The sequence below is a fragment of the Blastopirellula sediminis genome (assembly GCF_020966755.1).
In the GTDB taxonomy this organism is placed as follows: Bacteria; Planctomycetota; Planctomycetia; order Pirellulales; family Pirellulaceae; genus Blastopirellula; species Blastopirellula sediminis.
Map to the genome: position 1 here is coordinate 207110 of NZ_JAJKFT010000010.1, position 17541 is coordinate 224650.

Annotated in this window: 13 protein-coding genes; 10 read left to right on the top strand and 3 right to left on the bottom strand. The window is 58.7% G+C overall.

The features are described 5' to 3' along the window. Window positions 1-46: 46 nt before the first annotated feature. Entirely contained in the window at window positions 47-793 is a 747-nt protein-coding gene (locus tag LOC68_RS12285; RefSeq protein ID WP_230218935.1) for a hypothetical protein, read from the top strand. On the opposite strand, the gene LOC68_RS12290 is transcribed toward LOC68_RS12285, so the two are convergent. The 3 genes from LOC68_RS12290 to LOC68_RS12300 form a co-directional block, all read right to left on the bottom strand. Beyond that, window positions 790-1248 carry a hypothetical protein gene (locus tag LOC68_RS12290; RefSeq protein WP_230218937.1) on the bottom strand — a complete coding sequence of 153 codons (459 nt, stop codon included), beginning with the start codon at window positions 1246-1248 and terminating at the stop codon, window positions 790-792. The two genes, LOC68_RS12285 and LOC68_RS12290, sit on opposite strands and share 4 nt — an antisense overlap. Before the next feature lie 8 nt (window positions 1249-1256). Further along, window positions 1257-1676, bottom strand: a complete 420-nt coding sequence (locus LOC68_RS12295; protein ID WP_230218939.1) for a DUF423 domain-containing protein — start codon at window positions 1674-1676, stop codon at window positions 1257-1259. A 141-nt stretch (window positions 1677-1817) separates the two neighbouring features. Then, window positions 1818-5837 carry a general secretion pathway protein GspD gene (locus tag LOC68_RS12300; protein WP_230218941.1) on the bottom strand — a complete coding sequence of 1340 codons (4020 nt, stop codon included), beginning with the start codon at window positions 5835-5837 and terminating at the stop codon, window positions 1818-1820. Window positions 5838-6379: 542 nt separating this feature from the next. Here LOC68_RS12300 and LOC68_RS12305 point away from each other — a divergent pair. The 9 genes from LOC68_RS12305 (at window position 6380) to cysD (ending at window position 17470) form a co-directional block, all read left to right on the top strand. Then, window positions 6380-7528, top strand: a complete 1149-nt coding sequence (locus LOC68_RS12305) for a transglutaminase-like domain-containing protein (protein ID WP_230218943.1) — start codon at window positions 6380-6382, stop codon at window positions 7526-7528. A 78-nt stretch (window positions 7529-7606) separates the two neighbouring features. Next, entirely contained in the window at window positions 7607-9373 is a 1767-nt protein-coding gene (locus tag LOC68_RS12310; protein ID WP_230218945.1) for a sulfatase-like hydrolase/transferase, read from the top strand. Window positions 9374-9582: 209 nt separating this feature from the next. Continuing rightward, window positions 9583-10548 carry a response regulator gene (locus LOC68_RS12315; RefSeq protein ID WP_230218947.1) on the top strand — a complete coding sequence of 322 codons (966 nt, stop codon included), beginning with the start codon at window positions 9583-9585 and terminating at the stop codon, window positions 10546-10548. A 3-nt stretch (window positions 10549-10551) separates the two neighbouring features. Continuing rightward, complete coding sequence (locus tag LOC68_RS12320; protein WP_230218948.1) at window positions 10552-13272, top strand: hybrid sensor histidine kinase/response regulator; 2721 nt, start codon at window positions 10552-10554, stop codon at window positions 13270-13272. 3 nt (window positions 13273-13275) lie between these two features. Continuing rightward, on the top strand, window positions 13276-13752 hold the full coding sequence (locus LOC68_RS12325; protein WP_230218950.1) for a chemotaxis protein CheW: 477 nt from the start codon (window positions 13276-13278) through the stop codon (window positions 13750-13752). A gap of 78 nt (window positions 13753-13830) precedes the next feature. Continuing rightward, window positions 13831-14961 carry a protein-glutamate methylesterase/protein-glutamine glutaminase gene (locus LOC68_RS12330; protein ID WP_230218952.1) on the top strand — a complete coding sequence of 377 codons (1131 nt, stop codon included), beginning with the start codon at window positions 13831-13833 and terminating at the stop codon, window positions 14959-14961. 6 nt (window positions 14962-14967) lie between these two features. Beyond that, window positions 14968-15858 (top strand): CheR family methyltransferase, encoded by an 891-nt coding sequence (locus LOC68_RS12335; protein WP_230218958.1) that lies wholly within the window; start codon window positions 14968-14970, stop codon window positions 15856-15858. Between the two features lie 77 nt (window positions 15859-15935). Next, window positions 15936-16415, top strand: coding sequence for a hypothetical protein (locus LOC68_RS12340; protein WP_230218959.1), 480 nt, complete (start codon window positions 15936-15938; stop codon window positions 16413-16415). 146 nt (window positions 16416-16561) lie between these two features. Beyond that, window positions 16562-17470: a sulfate adenylyltransferase subunit CysD gene (gene cysD, locus LOC68_RS12345; protein ID WP_230225136.1), complete on the top strand. Its 909-nt coding sequence runs from the start codon at window positions 16562-16564 to the stop codon at window positions 17468-17470. The last annotated feature ends 71 nt before the right edge of the window (window positions 17471-17541 follow it).

Consider the following 17541-nt stretch of genomic DNA (forward strand, 5'->3'; position numbering starts at 1 on the left):
ATACGGTAGTGAGTAGAGTAACTCCGCCGATTCGGGACGTTTTTTTATGTCGACGCTTCGCAGCGTGGCCGCCATCTTGACGCTATTGCTAGCGGCGAGTCCCGTCTGCGCCGAGCCGAACGCGTTTCTCTCTGGCGTCGCCAAGTGGGTTACCCTCGAAAACATCCCCACCACCTACAACGACGAGCGGAAATGGGGCGGGCAGAAGGAATTCACCCAAGGGGTAAAGTTCCGCGGCAGCTTCAAGGACTTCAAGGTCGAACGCCGCAAGAAACCGGTCAACCATGGCACTTGGAAACGGTATCACGTCCAGATCCTCAATCCGAAAGACGACATCCAGGTGTCGGTTGAATCGATCGAAGTCAAAGGGGACAAAATCACCACTCGGCTCAACGTCATCGTCAAAGCGACCGCCGAAGCGGAACTGCAAGAGTGGAACCGGGGCGTTCGCCTGATGGGAGTCTCGGCCGTCGCCGATGCGACGATCCGGATGACGCTCGACGCCGAGACCAAGGTCAAATGGAACACGCTCGGCTTTATAGTCGCCGGCGAATTGCAGCCCCAAGTAGTCGCCGCCGACCTGACGCTCCTCCACTTTGAGCTCCAGCGCGTCGGCCTGGCCAATGGCCAACTGATCGAGAAGCTTGGCCATGAGTTGAAAGACGAAGTGGCCGAAAAGATCGATAGCTACGAACCGAAACTGGTCGAGAAAGCGAACAAGGCCCTCGACAAGGAAATCGCCAAGGGGACGTTCAAAGTTGACCTGGAAGAGTGGGTCCGCCAGCAGTTCTAATCGGCGTCATCTTGCGGAGGCGGAATTTCTTCCGACATCAGCGGCGGCTTTACTAGGCGGGCGCCGAGTAATGCCAGCGGTAAATAGAGAAGTAAATCGACATACCCGAACCAATCAGGATGCGGGATCTCGCTCAGATTCATGATCCCGCCGGCCATTGTCGTTAAACCAACGATGAACGCCGACGTATATCGAAACGGCCGCGCGATCGACGCGGCTACCCAACCGCCGACAAAGCTATGCCCCGCATGCGCCGCGAGGGCCAACAAGAAAGCGCCAGCCGGGAGCCCGCCGATAAACTGCGCGACCGCCGCTTCGTCGTTCCAGTCCATTCCTTCCGGCGGAACATAAAACAACAGCGACGCGAGGACAATCAGCAGGTTGACCAGTGAGCCAACCAGGAACCCGGCGAAGACGCCGATGATGATCCAGAAGATCGTTTTCCCGTTGAGCATGGCGTTACCTACTCTTCTTCCAGGCCATGAGGCCGAGCTTGCAGCCCGGCGATGATCAGCGCGGCCCAGCCTGCTAAATAGGCCATTCCGCCAAAGGGAACGAGCATCACGACCGCTTCGTTTTGCGTGAACGCGATGTAGTACAGGGTACCCGAAAAGGCGAGAACGCCGACCAGAAAGCCGAGCGCCGCAATCAGCGCGAACACGCGTCCCCGATCGCTGGCCAACAGCAGCACCCCGACGCCGAGCAGCGCGGCTGCGTGATACATCTGGTAACGGACGCCGATTTCCAAACGTTCCCGCGGCTTGTCGACCTCGGTGATCTGATTCGATTCGAGATACGACTGAAGTGCGTGATCGCCGAGAGCTCCGGCCGCCACGCCGGTTAAACCGCAGATCGCCGCCAGAACAAGTACGAATTTCGCCATGCTTCCGCCCTTAGTAGAGGTAAACTGCCTAACGCTAGTTTACACCAAATTCGGAGGGCGCAAAAAGACGCCGCCGTAGCCGCACTACAAGAGTGCGACTAACGGCGGCCGGAGGTCACGCTGCTTAATATCTGCTGTCGACTAGGAGCCGATGTCTCCCAGGCCGAGTTTTTCTTCTTCTTCCTCTTGAATGATGATACGCGGAGTCACCATCATCATGAGGCTTTGCGTCGAGCGACCGATACCGACGTTGCGGAACAAACGGTTGATGTAAGGCAGTTTGCTCACAACCGGCACGCCCGCTTCGCGGCGTTCTTCGCTGAGACGCTTGATGCCGCCGAGCAACACCGTACCGCCGTCCGGCACGCTGACCGTCGTGGTCACGGTGATGATCGAGAATTCCGGCTGCTGAACCGTCGTACCAGTCGAAGTCTCTTCTTCCGAGTCGTCGGTCGTACCGCCGTCAGCCGCGTCCGGGTCTTGGACGCTCGAGTCGGTACGCGAGGACGAGGTTCCCTCGAAGGTGAACTCTTCGACGTCGCCGATCTGGCTGAACATCGGAATCAGCGTCAAGCGGACGAAGCGACGATCCGCGGAGACGACCGCTTGAACCGTGAGCGAGGTTCCTTCATTCAGAACCACGATCACCGGCTGCTGGGCCGCGGCGAAGTCGCCGACCACCGGCGTAACGCTGGTGACGAACGGACGCTGCGTCGAGTCAGTTACGAACGCCGTCTGACCGTTGAACAACGTCACCTTCGGAGCTTGCATCACGTTCGACCGCAAGTCGCTTTGGGCGGCCTGCATGACGAAGAACGCTTCAATGTCGCTGAGCATGGCGAAGCCGAAGCTACCGCCGATCGAACCGGCCGCGGCCCCGAGACCGCCGATGGCGGGCACCGTATTGCCGAAGCTGTTCTGCGAGAATGACAAGTCGAGGTCCGACGTCGGGTTACCTTCCTGGTCGAGACCGATGGTGATCGACGGGCTACCGTCGCTACCGCGGTTCACGCCGATACCCGCCGTGTTGTCTTTGATGTCGAGATCGAAGTCGATACCGATACGTTCAAAGAAGTTGTCGTTGAGGGTGATGAAGCGAACTTCGATCGTCACCTGCAAGTCTTGCAGACGACGCAGCTGTTCGAGCAGGTCCGCGATCTTGTCGTGAACTTCCTGAGTCTGGCTAACGACCAGGCTCAAGTTGGTCGCGAACGGCTGCACGGCGCCCGGACCACCCAATTCTTCCCACGATTCCGGTTCAATGGTCGTGGTGATCAACTGGATGAGCGAGTCGAAGTCAGGCTGGACGCCGCCGCCCATGCCGCCCGGACCGCCCATGGCCGGGAAACCGAAGTTCCCACCTTGCGGAACGCCGGACTGCACCTGGCCGCTGCCACCCATACCAACGCCCGGGATCAGACCCGGCGGCAGGTTTTGGCCGAGGACCTGGCCATTCGGGCTCGGACCGCCGCCGGCGAAGGTCGACAGGCCGTTCGGCGCCGGCAGCGATTGGATGCCGCCGTAACCGATCGTTTCGTAGGCCGATTTCAAGGCGCCAGCCAAACCAAGGTTGTAGCTGGGCATGAAGTTCGGAATCGGAATCACGAGGTCCGCAACCTGATAGGTCTGTTGGATCATCTTGCGGCTGCGGAACGACTCGCCGGTGATCTTCAGGGCTTCCCCTTCGATCACATAGGCCAGACGCAGCGGCTGCAGGATGTGCAGCAGAGCACTTTCCAGGCGAACCGGCGTGTTCATGTTGATCGTGATCTCGTGGCTCGGGGTCACCCCTTCGCTACGCAAGCCCGCTTCATCGATGATGATGTTGATCCCGACGACGCTGGCCAGCGTGTCGACGACCGTTTGCAGCGGCTGCTTGTTGAACTTCAGATCGACCGGCGATTTCAGAGCCTTGCGAATCCGCTGCTCATCTTCGCTCATCTGCATGGTGCGAGCGTCGTACTTCTTACGCGACTCGGTCAGTTCGCTCCATTGCTTCGGATCCGAGAAGGTAATCGGGTTGTTGTCGTCGTACGGAATCGCCGAATGTTCGACGTTGTCCATCGCCGTCCAGAAACCCTTTTCCTTCGCCTCTTGCAGCAACATGTTGCTGTGCATGCGGCGAGCGGTCGTCGCTTTCCACAGCATGTTCTGCACGATCGGCTCGTTCGGAGCGATTTCGCGGGCCTGGCGAGCCAGAACTTCCGCTTCTTCCCACCGGAGCTGATCCATCAGTTCATTGAACTGGTCGGTAATCTTGACCAGGCGAGCTTCCACTTCGACGTGCTGCTGACGGCTCGCGCGGATCGACTCGTCGACCATGCGATTCTGCTCGTCCAGTTCGATTTGAGCGCGATTGATCTCGATGAAGTTCTTCAGCCCGTCCGTGCTGCGATCAACGCGAGCGAGCAACTGATCCTTCACCTTAGAATCGACCGCCGATTCGGCGACGCGAGTGCGAAGCTTTTCCAGCAATTCCAGGGCGCCCTTCGGATCCGATTCACGCATCCGGTCGGCGGCCGACTGCTCGCGAGTCACCTCGGCGAACAGCTGACGCTGCAGGACCGCTTGTTCGGCGTCGACGGCGTCCAGCGCCGACGGAGCGGTGCTGGTTTGCTTGATTTCGCTACCCAACGGCTGCGTGCTGTAACGCAGGTAGTCTTGCAAACGTTGACGGCTTTGCGGATCCAGCGCGTCTTTGTGGTTCCAGGCCGCCTCAAACAGTTGGCGGGCGCGAACCTTGTCTCCCATCTTCAGCGCGAGTTCGCCGTCTCCCAGCAAACGGAAGCCCGGGCTGTCGCCGCCGGCGTTCCACTGGGCGTTCATGTCGCCGCCCATCGGCATGTTGGCGCCGGCCGGAACGTTACGCGACTGGTCGAATTCCGGCTGATAGATGCTTTGCGAACCGGCGAATCCGGCGGTCTCTTCGCCCGAAGCCTGACGGACTCCGCCGCGAGCGCGGTCGAGTTCCATCATCATGATTTCCGGACGCAGGTCGCCGGCGACGTATTCGCGAGGATTGACGCGAATCGTTTTGGCTTGTTCAAAGTACATTTCGGCGGCGGCCATGTTTCCGCCGTCCATCGCAGCCTTGGCCTGAGCCAAAACGGCTTGTTGTTGATCGTGAGCCGAAGCTCCCGCAGGCACATTCGCCGGCGGCAGGTTACCAACCGGTCCGGCGCCGACGTTTTGCGAACGACGAGCGATTTCGCCCTTCAGCTGATCCGGCGTGAAACGGGCTTGGCTGTAGTCGCCGCCGAGTTGTTCGGCCTGGCGAATCAGTCGTTCGGCGTCTCCCAGTTGATCGTAGGCGATCAAACCGGCCGCTTGTTCCAGCATGACGGCGGCGAACATTTTGCCCGCTTCCGGTCCCGGCGGATTACGATAAACCGCTTCGGTGCGGCGAATCAGATCTTCAATTTTCTCGGGCGAATCCTGGCCAGCCGGAAAGACGACTCCCAGGTTGCGAGCTTGATCGACCAGTCGATGAGCGACGGCCATGTTGCTGCGAGCCAGTTCGCGACGAGCGTCCAACATCAACCGCTTGGCCGAGTCGCCGCTCGACGCTTGGAAGCTGTTGGGGCCGTATTGATCGGCGTAGGGGTTGTCCATCGAAGACGGTTCGGCGACCGGCGGCGTCCGCATCGGAGCGGCTTGGGCCATCAACATGCTCGGCTGAATGCCGGCCGTGATCAGGTCTTCGCGAAGACGATCGACGTCATAGGCGCCCGGCGGCAGCTGAACGTTCAGCTTGGCGGCCTTGTGGTACAGTTCGACCGCGGCGAGCGATTGCCCGTTCGCCAGAGCGGTGCGAGCCTGCCCGATCAAGGTCTCCGCTTCCAATTGCGGATTGCCTCGCATGGCGGCGGTCAGTTCGTTCTGCCCTGGCATTTTGGCGAACCGCATCTGCTCGAGCGTCGCCTTCGCCTTTTCGGGCGTGTCGCGAAACTTGTCATACAGAGGATCGTTCGGCGCCTGGAGCTGCGAGGCGCTGTTGATCAGCGACTCCGCTTGGTCCAGATCGCCGCGCCGCATCGCCTGACGAGCATCGCGAAGCATATCTTGCTGTTTTTGCAAGTCGGCTAGATTGCCGAAGTCTTGCGCCTGGGCGGCGGACCACATCAATGCGGTCGCAACCAGGCAGTACGTCAACGATTTCACGGCGGAATTCAACGCGACTCTCCTTGTCTGATTGAAATGATTGGGGCGTACAGCCGCCCGCCAAATCATCTGAGGAATTCCATTTCTCATAGGTTTATCTCACGCCCCCCAACTACAACTCGCCTTCCGTCCCGCAACATCGGGCAAGCCGGTCCAATTCCCACCGTCGTCGACCCGCAACGCGACTCGACGTCCGACGGAAAAACTCCGTACGGGTGTTGGTTGCGGTGGGTTAAATACGGATTTTCCAAAACCACGTCAAGCTCACCTTGCGCGCAATCATTGCAAAACTGCAGGGCAGCTTTTTCGTAGTCGCTAGCAAACTTCCCAGCCCATTTCTGGCGCCCAAAAGTTCGCGGCAGGTAAATACCGGCAATTCGCCCTACGCCGCAAGGCCAGTTTTGAAAATTTTTTTCGTCCGGCCTATTTCTTCCGGAATTCGTACCAGGTTCGTAATTCGCCCAGTTTGAAGCGTGTCGCCGCAGTCATTACAATGTTCGTTTGAACGTTGTTTCATTCCACGATCGCCCGAGCCTTCTCCCATGCGGCGTTTTTCCGTTTCCTGCGTTCTCTATCTCGCATTTGCATCCGTCGCCTGCGGCGCCGAAACGGAGTCGCTCCATCCGGCGCAAGACTATCGCGCCAAGCGCAGCGAACCGGTTCAACATGACGTCGATTTTTCCATCGTCGTGACCCCTCCTTACCACACGCATAAGTTGCAAGTCTGGGTTCCGGTTCCGCAGACAAGCGCTGGCCAAGAGATTGGTTCCAGCGAGTGGTCGACTTTTCCGCTGGACGTAACGCCGACGATTCACGTCGAACCGAAATACGGCAACAAGTTCGCCTACTTTGAATTCGATGATCCGCAAGGAGCGCAGATCATTCGTCACCGTTTTCAAGCCAAGGTCTGGCAGCTCGATTGGAAGATTGATCCGCTACAAGTGCGCACCGTCGATTCATGGCCGACGGCCTTCGACAAATATCGCGGCGGCGAATCGCAAGCGGTGGTCGTCGACGAGCGTTTCAGCAAACTCGCAGAAGAAGTCGTTCCGACGCTCGGCAATCCGCTCGACAACATGGAATCGATCATGGACTACGTGATCCGCGACTTCCGCTACGATCATGTCGACGCTTCGCTACAAGCCAGTTCGCTACACGCCCTAACGAATCGACATGGTCATTGCAGCGACTACCACGGTTTTTGCGCTTCGATGGGAAGAGCGCTTGGTTATCCGACGCGCGTGACCTACGGACTCTCCCTCTTTCCGAAGAACTCCCCGTCCCACTGCAAGCTCGAAGCATTCTTGCCTCCCTATGGCTGGGTCAGTTTCGACGTGTCGGAAACGCAAAAGTTAATGGCGTCGATTCAGCAGGACGAAATGATCGGCGCAGAGGAGAAGAATCAATTGCTCGCCGCCGCAAAGAATCGGCTGACAAGCGGCTTCCGTGAAAACGCTTGGCTCCTGCAAACCCAAGGGACCGACTATGAATTGGCGCCGAAAGCGAGTCGCCCCGTTCCGGTCGTCCGAACCGCCTATGTCGAGGCGGATGGCGTGCCGCTGCCGGAACCCGATCCGGCCAACGTTGAGAAAAAGGAATTCGCCTGGATGACGGCCCACAAGTACGTCGCCGATCGGGAAGTCGTCAATTCATTCAAAGATCGGGAAACGCTAAACGCCTACACGAAGTAGGGCAGGGGAAACGTGCATTCTGGCCAGTTTCCAGTTAGACTGGAACGATCCTACCCCGAAATCTGCGATCGACGCCCCATGAACGCACGCCAAATCTTCACGACGCTCTTCGTTCTGCTCACCCTTGTCGGAATCAGTCGCGCTGAGCGTCGACCGAATGTGGTCATTTTCCTGGCCGATGATCAAGGTTGGGGAGACCTCAGCTACAACGGCAATGCGAATCTCGCAACTCCCAACATCGACGAGATCGCCAAACAGGGAGCGTCGTTCGACTATTTCTATGTTTGCAGCTTGTGCGCTCCGACCCGCGCCGAGTTCCTGACCGGGCGATTTCATGCTCGCGGCGGCGTCCGCGGCGTTTCGACCGGGCAAGAACGTTTGAACGTTGACGAGCAAACCTTCGCCGAAGCCTTCCGCGACGCCGGTTACGCAACCGCGGCGTTCGGCAAATGGCATAACGGCATGCAGTTTCCTTACCATCCCAACGCGCGTGGGTTCGACGAGTTCGTCGGATTCTGCTCGGGGCATTGGGGGAACTACTTTGATCCGCTGCTGGAGCACAACAACCAACTAATCCGCGGCGAAGGTTTCATCATTGATGATCTGACCGACCGCGCGATGGCGTTTATCGAGCAGCACAAGGACGAACCGTTCCTGTGCTACCTCCCTTACAACACTCCCCATTCGCCGATGCAGGTTCCAGACAAGTTTTACGACAAGTTCAAAGACGCCGATCCAAAGATGCGGAATCGCGATCCGGAGAAGGAAGATCTTGATATGACCCGTTCGGCGCTGGCGATGGTCGAAAACATCGACTGGAACGTCGGCCGCGTGTTGAAGAAGCTTGACGAATTGCAGCTGACCGACGATACGATCGTCGTCTACTTCAGCGACAACGGCCCGAACAGCTGGCGTTGGAACGGCGATATGAAGGGGCGTAAAGGCTCGACCGACGAAGGGGGCGTCCGCTCGCCTTTGTTCATTCGCTGGCCGCAGCGCATCTCGGCTGGCATGCAGGTCGAGCAGATCGGCGGCGCAATTGACCTGGGTCCAACCTTGGCCGAATTGTGCGACGTCAAGTTCCAGCCCAAAAAGCCGCTCGACGGTCGCAGCTTTGCGCCGACTCTGCTGAGCCAGGACAAACAGCCGTTGTACGATCGCTACCTCTTTTCGATCCCGATCAACAAATGGCAAAACGTCAGCGTCCGTTCGCAGCGTTTCCGCCTCGACGCGGCCGGCCATCTCTATGACATCGCCAAGGATGCCGGTCAGCGTAAAGACGTCGCCGCGCAGCATCCGAAAGAGGTCGCCGCCATGAAGAAGGCGGCCGATCAGTTTCGAGAGGAAATTCGGGAGCAGATGGAAGCGGAAGACCGTCCGTTCACCGTCGGTTATGCGCATAGCACGCAATTACCGGCTCGGGACGGCAAACCGCACGGAAATATTCGTCGCAGCGCGCCGGCGCCTAATTGCTCCTATTTCACCGGTTGGAAGAGCGCGGATGACAAAATGACTTGGGACGTTGAGGTTGGTCAGGCCGGCAAATATGAGCCAATCGTCTATTATGCCGCCCCCAAGAGCGTGGTTGGTACGACGTTGGAACTGAGCATTGGCGACAAGAATGCAAGCGGCAAGATTGTCGCTGAGCATGACCCGCCCAGCTATGGCCCCGAACTCGATCGCGCGTCGCGAGGGAGCGAATCCCCGGTAAAAGACTTCGCTCCGCTTACTCTCGGGGTTATCGAGCTTCCGCAAGGTACTGGTCAATTGACGCTCGCTGCGCCCGAAATGACCTCTGCAGAGGGTCCCGAAATCCGCATGCTGATCTTGCGTTGTATTCCATAAACTTCGCGGCCGTCCGCGAACTTCAGTTTTCTCTCGGTCTTTCTTGTGACCGCCACGGTCGTACCAACCGGTACGACCGTGCGCCCTTTCGCGGTTTCTCCCATTTTCCCTTGCGTTGCAAGTTGAAATTCGGGGTCTATATTTCTGCAGCCTCAAAGTCCGGGATCACGGTGGACTTATGCATCTGGGGCGAAACCGCAGTGAACGGCATGAATTCCAACGAACGACGCATCCTACATATCGACGATGATCCGACGGTCACTCGTATGATCCAGGCTCGTCTTGCGCAGCACGACTATATCGTCGACGAGCTGCACGATCCGACGTGCTGGCGTGGTGCGCTAATCAATGGCGGATATCGCGTTGTCCTGCTCGACATTGAGATGCCGCAGCTGAACGGACTTGAGGTCCTTCAACAGATCAAACAGTTCGATATCGGCGTCGCCGTGATCATGTTTACCGGCAAGCTGAAGATGAACCTGGTGTTCGAGGCCCTTGGATACGGAGCCGAATACTGTCTGTTCAAGCCAGCTGACGATCTGCGACCGATGATCGATGCGCTTGAAGCGTCGTTTTACCGAATCGAACAATGGCGCCAAGCCGCCGCCTTCGCCGCTCGCCAATTGCGCATCGCGCAGAAGACCTCGGAAATCAAATCGAAGCTGCGAGCGAGCAATTCACCCTCACCCTCCCTCGCCAGCGAATTGCCCTCTGGGTTCGAGTGGAGCAATTTTGAGAACTACCTGATTCTGCGCGGCGCGATCTCGCCGCAACTGCTGGAACTTGCACGCTCCGCCTACGCTCGCAGCGTCAAACCGATCGGCCAGATCGCCCTGCAGTCGCGCCATATCACCGTCGCTGGACTGATGCAGGTGCTGCAGCGTCAAGCCGACACGCAGTTGAAGTTTGGCGAAGCGGCCGTGGAGCTCGGCCTGCTAACGACCGACCAGGTGCAAGAGTTGCTGGAACAGCAAAAACACCTTTCGACCACCCCGCAAGATGCGATCTTCACCGTCGGCGCGATGACGCCGGCGAACTTGAATCGCTATCTGGCGGAATACCTTCGAGAGATGGAATCCTCCTCTTCCTGGGCGGTCCCTTCGCCCGAAGCGGCCCTCCATCATCCCCAAGTGACGGCGACTTTTCCGTCCAACATGGTTCAGGAGCACTGTTAGATTATGTACGAAGACAATGAACTAGTCGCCGAGTTCGTGATCGAATCGAACGAACATCTCGCGAACGTCGAATCGCAGCTGTTGGCGATCGAATCGGGCGGCGAGAGCGTCGACGTCGATCTGGTCAACACCGTCTTTCGTGCGATCCACTCGATCAAAGGCGCCGCGGGGTTCCTCGGACTGCGCAACATCAACGACCTGTCGCACAGCCTGGAGAACGTCCTCAACAAGCTCCGCAACCTGGAGCTCGTGCCCAACTCGGGAATGATCGACGTCATGCTCCGCGCATCGGATCAACTCCGCTCGATGATCAACGACGTCGAAAGCTCGGACGAAATGAAAATCGCCGACTTCGTGAAACAGCTTGACGAGATCGCGGCCGGCGTCACGCCGACCCCGTCGACGCCAGCTCCGACAGCGGCTGCTTCTGCCCCGGTCGAAGTTCCCTCGCCTGCCGCCATCCTCGAAGCGCCGACGCCGAACGAAGTCGAAACGCCGGCCCCGGTTGCTGTAGCGCCGACTCCGGTCGAACCGACTCCGCAACCGGCTGCCCCGGCTCCGAAAGCGGCCAGCGAAGAAACTCGGTCGGAAGGTTCGACCAATATCGAAGCGAACATTCGCGTTCCGGTCAGCGTGCTCGATCGCCTGATGAACTTGACCGGCGAACTCGTCCTTTGCCGCAACCAGGTGATGCAAGCCATTTCGGGCAAGCAGGACTCGGGCCTCGAAGCGGTCGCCTCCGGCTTGGACCAGGTTACCAGCGAGTTGCAGGACGCGGTCATGCAGACTCGCATGCAACCGATCGGGCAGGTCTTCAATCGCTTTATCCGCGTCGTTCGCGATCTGGGCGCCAAGCTCGGCAAAGAATGCAACCTGCACATTGACGGCAAGGAAGTGGAAGTCGACAAGTCGATCATCGAAGCGATCGGCGATCCGATGACCCACTTGATCCGCAACTCGATGGATCATGGTCTGGAAACTCCGCAAAAGCGCGTCGCCAACGGCAAGAGCCCGACCGGCAAGATCAACCTTCGCGCCTATCACCAGGCTGGCAAGGTCCGCATCGAAATCGAAGATGACGGCCAAGGGATCAACCCCGCGATCTTGAAAGAGAAAGCGGTCTCCAAGGGAGTCATCACGCAAGATCAGGCCGAGCAGATGACCGATCGCGACGCCGTTCGCTTGATCTTCCACGCCGGCTTCTCGACCGCCGAAAAGCTGACCGACGTCAGCGGACGCGGCGTCGGCATGGATGTCGTTCGCAGCAACATCGAAAAGCTGGGCGGCACCGTCGACGTCGAATCGACGATCGGCAAAGGAACGAACATTCTGATCACCCTGCCGCTGACGTTGGCGATCATTCCGTCGCTGATCGTCGAAACGAGCGGCAGTCGCTTCGCTATCCCGCAAGCGAACATCTCGGAACTGGTCCGCGTCCGCGCCGATGACGAGCAACGCCTGACCCGCGTCAAAGGGGCCGAAATGCTCCGCCTTCGCGGCTCGCTCCTGCCGATCGTCCGCATGCAGCGGATCCTGCACCTTCGCGGCGACGCATCGAAACAATCGAACAGTAGCAGCATCATCGTCGTCGAAACGGGCCGCGCTCGTTACGGTCTGGCGGTCGACGGCCTGCACGACTCCGAAGAAATCGTGGTCAAGCCGCTGGGACGTCACCTGCGAGGTTGCAAGTGCCTTTCAGGCGCCACGATCCTCGGCGACGGGCACATCGCGCTCATCCTGGACGTCTCCGGCATCGGCGCCGAAGCGAAACTCGACCTCACCGACCAGAGCGAACTGGAAGCGAAGCGGATCCAGGAAGATCTGCACGCCGGCGAAGAGTCGCAGTCGCTCCTGATGTTCACCAACCATCCGCAAGAAAACTTCGCGATCCCGATGAGCGTCGTGCTTCGCGTCGAGCGAATCCGCGTCAGCCAGATCGACACCGTCGGCGGCCTGGAAGTGCTGCAATACCGCGGCTCGTCGCTGCCGGTCATGCGATTGGAAAACAACATCAACGCTCGCCCGGCTCCGTCCGAGTTGGAAAGCGTCTTCGTGGTGATCTTCGACATCAACGGATATGAAGTCGGCTTGATCGCTCCGCAGTTGAAAGACATCCAGAACGTCGCGATGCACATTGACGCCACGACGTTCCGCGAAACCGGCGTCTGCGGCTCGTTCGTCTACGACGGCCAGGCGATTCGCTTGCTCGACATCTTCAAGATCGTCGAAAAGCATCGCCCCGAATGGTTCGAGCACCACAAGGTCGCCGCCGAAACCCGTTCGCATGACCCGATCGTCCTGCTGGCCGAAGACTCCGACTTCTTCCGTCGCCAGGTGCGTGGCTTCCTCGAAGAGGCCGGCTTCCAAGTGGTAGACGCCGAAGACGGCCAGGTCGCCTGGGAAACGCTACAGCAAGGGGAATACCACTTCGACCTGATCGTCACCGATATCGAAATGCCTCGCATGAATGGCTTCGAGCTGTCGCGCAAGGTTCGTAACTCGGACAAGTGGAAGAACATGCCGATCGTCGCTTTGACCTCGCTCGCTTCAGACGAACATCGTCGCGAAGGGGAAGAGGCCGGCATCGACGACTACCAAATCAAGATGGATCGCGAACGCCTGTTGTCGTCGGTTTCTCGACTGACGCAGACCGACGTCGAAACTCTCCGACGTCAAGCGATGCGTGACGGAAAAGCCCGAGAATTGTCTACCGCAGGAGTTTAACCAATGTCTGGTAACGAAAAGAAAAGCGTAATTTCGGGCGAGCAGCAGTTCGTCACCTTTTACCTGGGCGATCTGTTGATGGCGATTCCGATCGGCTGCGTCCAGGAAATCAACCGCCAATTGGAATGCACGCCGGTACCGCAGGCTCCGCCGTACGTTTGCGGCGTCGTCAATCTCCGCGGCGAAGTGGTGACGGTGGTCGAACCGCGGCACATCCTCCGCTTGGAGCCGGGCGAGCAGACTCGCGAGAGCCGCAACCTGATCATCAATTCGCACGGGGAAGCGGTCGGGATCGTCGTCGACAAAGTGTCGGACATTCTGACGCTGACCGACGAAGACGTGACCCCTCCTCCGGCCAACCTGAAGGGTGTCGAAGGGCGTTTCTTCATCGGCGTTCACCAACGCGATGAGGACGTCGTTGTGCTGCTCAACATCGACGAGATGTTGAACGACGCCAACGAATTCGCGGCGATGGCCTAACAAACGCCGCCTGAGGTTCGAGTCGCCGCTGGCGGCTTGAACCGCCCCTGCGGCCAGGGAAGAGCGAAGTAGGAAACCATGAGCGAGGAAGATCGCATTCGCGTACTGGTCGTCGACGACTCGGCGTTATACCGCAAGTTAGTCCGCGACATCCTTGCGCAGATCCCTCAAATCGAAGTCGTCGGCGTCGCCGCTGACGGCCGCATCGCGCTTGACAAGATCGAATACTTGCAGCCCGACCTGATCACGCTCGACGTCGAAATGCCAACGATCGACGGGCTCGGCGTGCTGCGAGAAATGAAACGCTTCGCCCACCAGCCCGGCGTGATCATGTTGAGCGCTTTGACCGGCGCTGGCGCACAAGCGACGATGGCTGCGCTGCAGTTGGGGGCGTTCGACTTCGTGCTGAAACCGGCCGGAACCAGCGCCGAACAAAGCATGTCGATCCTGTCGGAAACGCTCCGGCAACGAGTCGACGCATACCTGCGTCGGGTCGTCCGTACGACTAGACCAATCGCCGTCGGCGCTACGCATCGCGCCGCTTCGCCGCCGCCGAAACCGGTCGAAGCGCCGAAGCCGCCGCATCCCACGTCGCTCGTTTCGTCGCACGATCTGACATTTCGTTCGCCGATCGAAGCGGTTGCGATCGGGATTTCGACCGGTGGACCTCCGGCCCTGACGTCGCAACTCCCCAACATTCCCCAAAACTTTCCGGTTCCGATCTTCGTCGTTCAGCACATGCCGCCGCTGTTTACCAAGTCGCTCGCCGAAGACCTCAATCGGCGCTGCCAGGTGGAAGTGGTCGAAGCGAGCGACGGCGAAGACGTGCGGCCCGGCGTGATTTACATCGCTCCCGGCGGACATCAGATGAAGGTCGAACGGGATGGCGTGAAGACGCGCGTGCGAGTCAACGACGATCCGCACGAACGAAACTGCCGCCCCTCGGTCGATTACCTGTTTCGCTCGATTTCGCATGTTTACGGCGGATCTACGCTCGGCGTGATCATGACCGGCATGGGAGACGACGGCACGGTCGGTTGCCGACTGCTGAAACGCCTGGGGGCGAACATCATCGCACAAAATGAAGAGAGTTCGGTCGTCTACGGAATGCCGCGGAGCATCGTCGAGGCCGGCTTGGCTGATTTGATTTGTCCACTTAACGACGTCGGACGGGAAATCGTCAATTGCGTCAAACGGAGCAGGGGTTAGGGGAATATGACGCCTCAAGATATTGACGCTGTTTGCGGGCTGGTCTACGACCTGTGCGGAATTGCACTCGACAGCTCGAAGGATTATTTGATCGAGAGCCGTCTGGCCGATCTCGTGAAACGAGAAGGTTGCGCCAACTACGTTGAATTCGCGGTCCGCGCTCGCAACTCGCATGGCGACTTGAAGCGCGACGTCATCAACGCGATCACCACCCGCGAAACGCTCTTCTTCCGCGACAAGTCGCCGTTTGAAGCTTTGATGTTCAAAGCGATTCCGGAACTGGTCGACGAGAAGTCGAAGCACGCCTACGATCGTCGCATTCGCATTTGGTCGGCCGCTTGCAGCACCGGGCAAGAGCCGTACAGCATCGCGATGACGCTGATGGAAACGCTTCCCGACTATCGGAGCTGGAACATCTCGATCCTGGCGACCGACATTTCGGACGATGCGTTGGCTCGCGCCAGCCGCGGACTTTATCCGCCGATGGAGACGTCGCGCGGCCTGGAAGCGAAATACCTCAACAAGTACTTCATTCCTCAAGAAGGCGGACATCGCATCAAGGATGAAGTCCGCTCGCTCGTTTCGTTCGAGAAGGTCAATTTGCTGCAAAGCTTCGCCCATCTCGGCCGCTTCGACATCATCTTCTGCCGCAACGCGATCATCTACTTCAATGCGGAAGATCGAAAACGGACCTACGTCAACCTGGCGAACCAGTTGACCGACAACGGTTACTTTTTCGTCGGATCGTCCGAATCGCTGATCGACCTCGGTCCGCGGTTCCAACCGCAGCACCACTGCAAGTCGGTCTTTTATCAACCGAACCGCCAATTGCCCGATTTTATTTTGGCGAACAAGGTTGGAAGTACGACCGCTCCAACGATGGCCAGCGTCCGCTAGCAGATTCGCTCTTTGGGCATCAGCCCACTCGGCGTAAAATTGGCCACGTCAATCGATCGTCCAAGGAAGGATTCGTCATGCGCGTCGCCTCGCTCGTTAGCTCGCTTCTCCTGTTCGCCGTCATGCTGGGTGGAGTTTCCGCCGAAGAGCCGATGGCGCCGGTCGGTGGCGGGCCGACTGCCGAAGAGCTAAAAGAAATCGCGAAAATCCGCGCCGCCCTCGGTCCCGAATTCCATATCGCCTCGCAGGCGTTTGGCGCCGACGTGAAAGTTCCGGCCATGGAGGAGGCTCCGAAATCGGAATCGGCCGATGTGTTGGCGGCCGACTCGGCTGCTAGCACCTTCTTCTCCAGCTTGACGCCCCCGTCGCTCGAGCGAGCGGCGAAATTCCTGACGCTGGCCAAGTCCGATCTCCACACGCTGTCGGCCTCTACCACTGACAACACCCCCGCCGAAGCGGCAGAACTGCGGGAGATCGAAAAGAAATGCCGCGAACTGGCCGACCAACTGGAGCGTCTAGCAAAGTTAAAGGCGCAGAAAGCGACGCAACTGCGGTAGATCACCGCATTTAGGCCGCAGCTCGCCGCCGACGGCGACCGAGCGGCATTGTTCGTTTGGCGGACTGGCGCTATAATCCGGAATTCGTAACTATTTACGAACGTTCCCTTTGTGACGATTTTAGCGTCTTGCGAGCAATCTACGGCATGTCGGGCTACAACATCACTCACTTGCGTCAGTTGGAAGCGGAAAGCATTCACATCATTCGTGAAGTCGCCGCCGAGTTCGAAAACCCGGTCATGCTCTATTCGATCGGCAAAGACTCGTCGGTGATGGTGCAGCTGGCGCTCAAAGCGTTCTATCCGGCGAAGCCGCCGTTTCCGCTGATGCACGTCGATACGACGTGGAAGTTCAAGGAAATGATCGACTTCCGCGAATCGTACGCTCGCGAGGAACTCGGCCTCGACCTGATCGTTCACATCAACGAAGAAGGTCGCGCGGTTGGCATCGATCCGTTTGAAGACAGCGTCAAACATACCGACCTGATGAAGACCGCTTCGCTGAAGCAGGCGCTCAACAAATACAAATTCGACGCGGCCTTCGGCGGCGCTCGCCGTGACGAAGAGAAATCGCGAGCCAAAGAACGAGTCTTCTCGTTCCGCGACAAAAACCATCGCTGGGACCCGAAAAACCAGCGTCCCGAGCTCTGGAACGTCTACAACACAAAGGTCAACAAAGGGGAAAGCATCCGCGTTTTCCCGCTGTCGAACTGGACCGAGCTCGACGTCTGGCAATACATCCACCTCGAAAAGATTCCGATCGTTCCCCTCTATTACTCGGCAAAACGACCGGTCGTCTGGCGGAATGACATGTGGATCATGGTCGACGACGATCGCTTTGTGCTGCAGCCGGGCGAGAAGATCGAAGAGAAGATGGTCCGCTTCCGCACCCTCGGCTGTTATCCGCTGACCGGCGCAGTCGAATCGGAAGCGACGACGCTCCCTGACATCATACAGGAAATGTTGCTGACCACGACGTCGGAACGTCAGGGGCGCGCGATCGACAAAGATCAAGGCGCCTCGATGGAAAAGAAGAAGATCGAAGGTTACTTCTAACGCGGCTCGGCGCGTGTCGCGCTCCGCTGCGTTTCTCCCTGCAATTTGCCCGATTTTCCCGAGAAATCTCG

Bases quoted from the DNA above. Each gene is read 5' to 3' on its own strand.
- LOC68_RS12285 (WP_230218935.1), top strand. From the start codon at position 47: ATGTCGACGCTTCGCAGCGTGGCCGCCATCTTGACGCTATTGCTAGCG.
- LOC68_RS12290 (WP_230218937.1), bottom strand. From the start codon at position 1,248: ATGCTCAACGGGAAAACGATCTTCTGGATCATCATCGGCGTCTTCGCC.
- LOC68_RS12295 (WP_230218939.1), bottom strand. From the start codon at position 1,676: ATGGCGAAATTCGTACTTGTTCTGGCGGCGATCTGCGGTTTAACCGGC.
- LOC68_RS12305 (WP_230218943.1), top strand. From the start codon at position 6,380: ATGCGGCGTTTTTCCGTTTCCTGCGTTCTCTATCTCGCATTTGCATCC.
- LOC68_RS12310 (WP_230218945.1), top strand. From the start codon at position 7,607: ATGAACGCACGCCAAATCTTCACGACGCTCTTCGTTCTGCTCACCCTT.
- LOC68_RS12315 (WP_230218947.1), top strand. From the start codon at position 9,583: ATGAATTCCAACGAACGACGCATCCTACATATCGACGATGATCCGACG.
- LOC68_RS12320 (WP_230218948.1), top strand. From the start codon at position 10,552: ATGTACGAAGACAATGAACTAGTCGCCGAGTTCGTGATCGAATCGAAC.
- LOC68_RS12325 (WP_230218950.1), top strand. From the start codon at position 13,276: ATGTCTGGTAACGAAAAGAAAAGCGTAATTTCGGGCGAGCAGCAGTTC.
- LOC68_RS12330 (WP_230218952.1), top strand. From the start codon at position 13,831: ATGAGCGAGGAAGATCGCATTCGCGTACTGGTCGTCGACGACTCGGCG.
- LOC68_RS12335 (WP_230218958.1), top strand. From the start codon at position 14,968: ATGACGCCTCAAGATATTGACGCTGTTTGCGGGCTGGTCTACGACCTG.
- LOC68_RS12340 (WP_230218959.1), top strand. From the start codon at position 15,936: ATGCGCGTCGCCTCGCTCGTTAGCTCGCTTCTCCTGTTCGCCGTCATG.
- cysD (WP_230225136.1), top strand. From the start codon at position 16,562: ATGTCGGGCTACAACATCACTCACTTGCGTCAGTTGGAAGCGGAAAGC.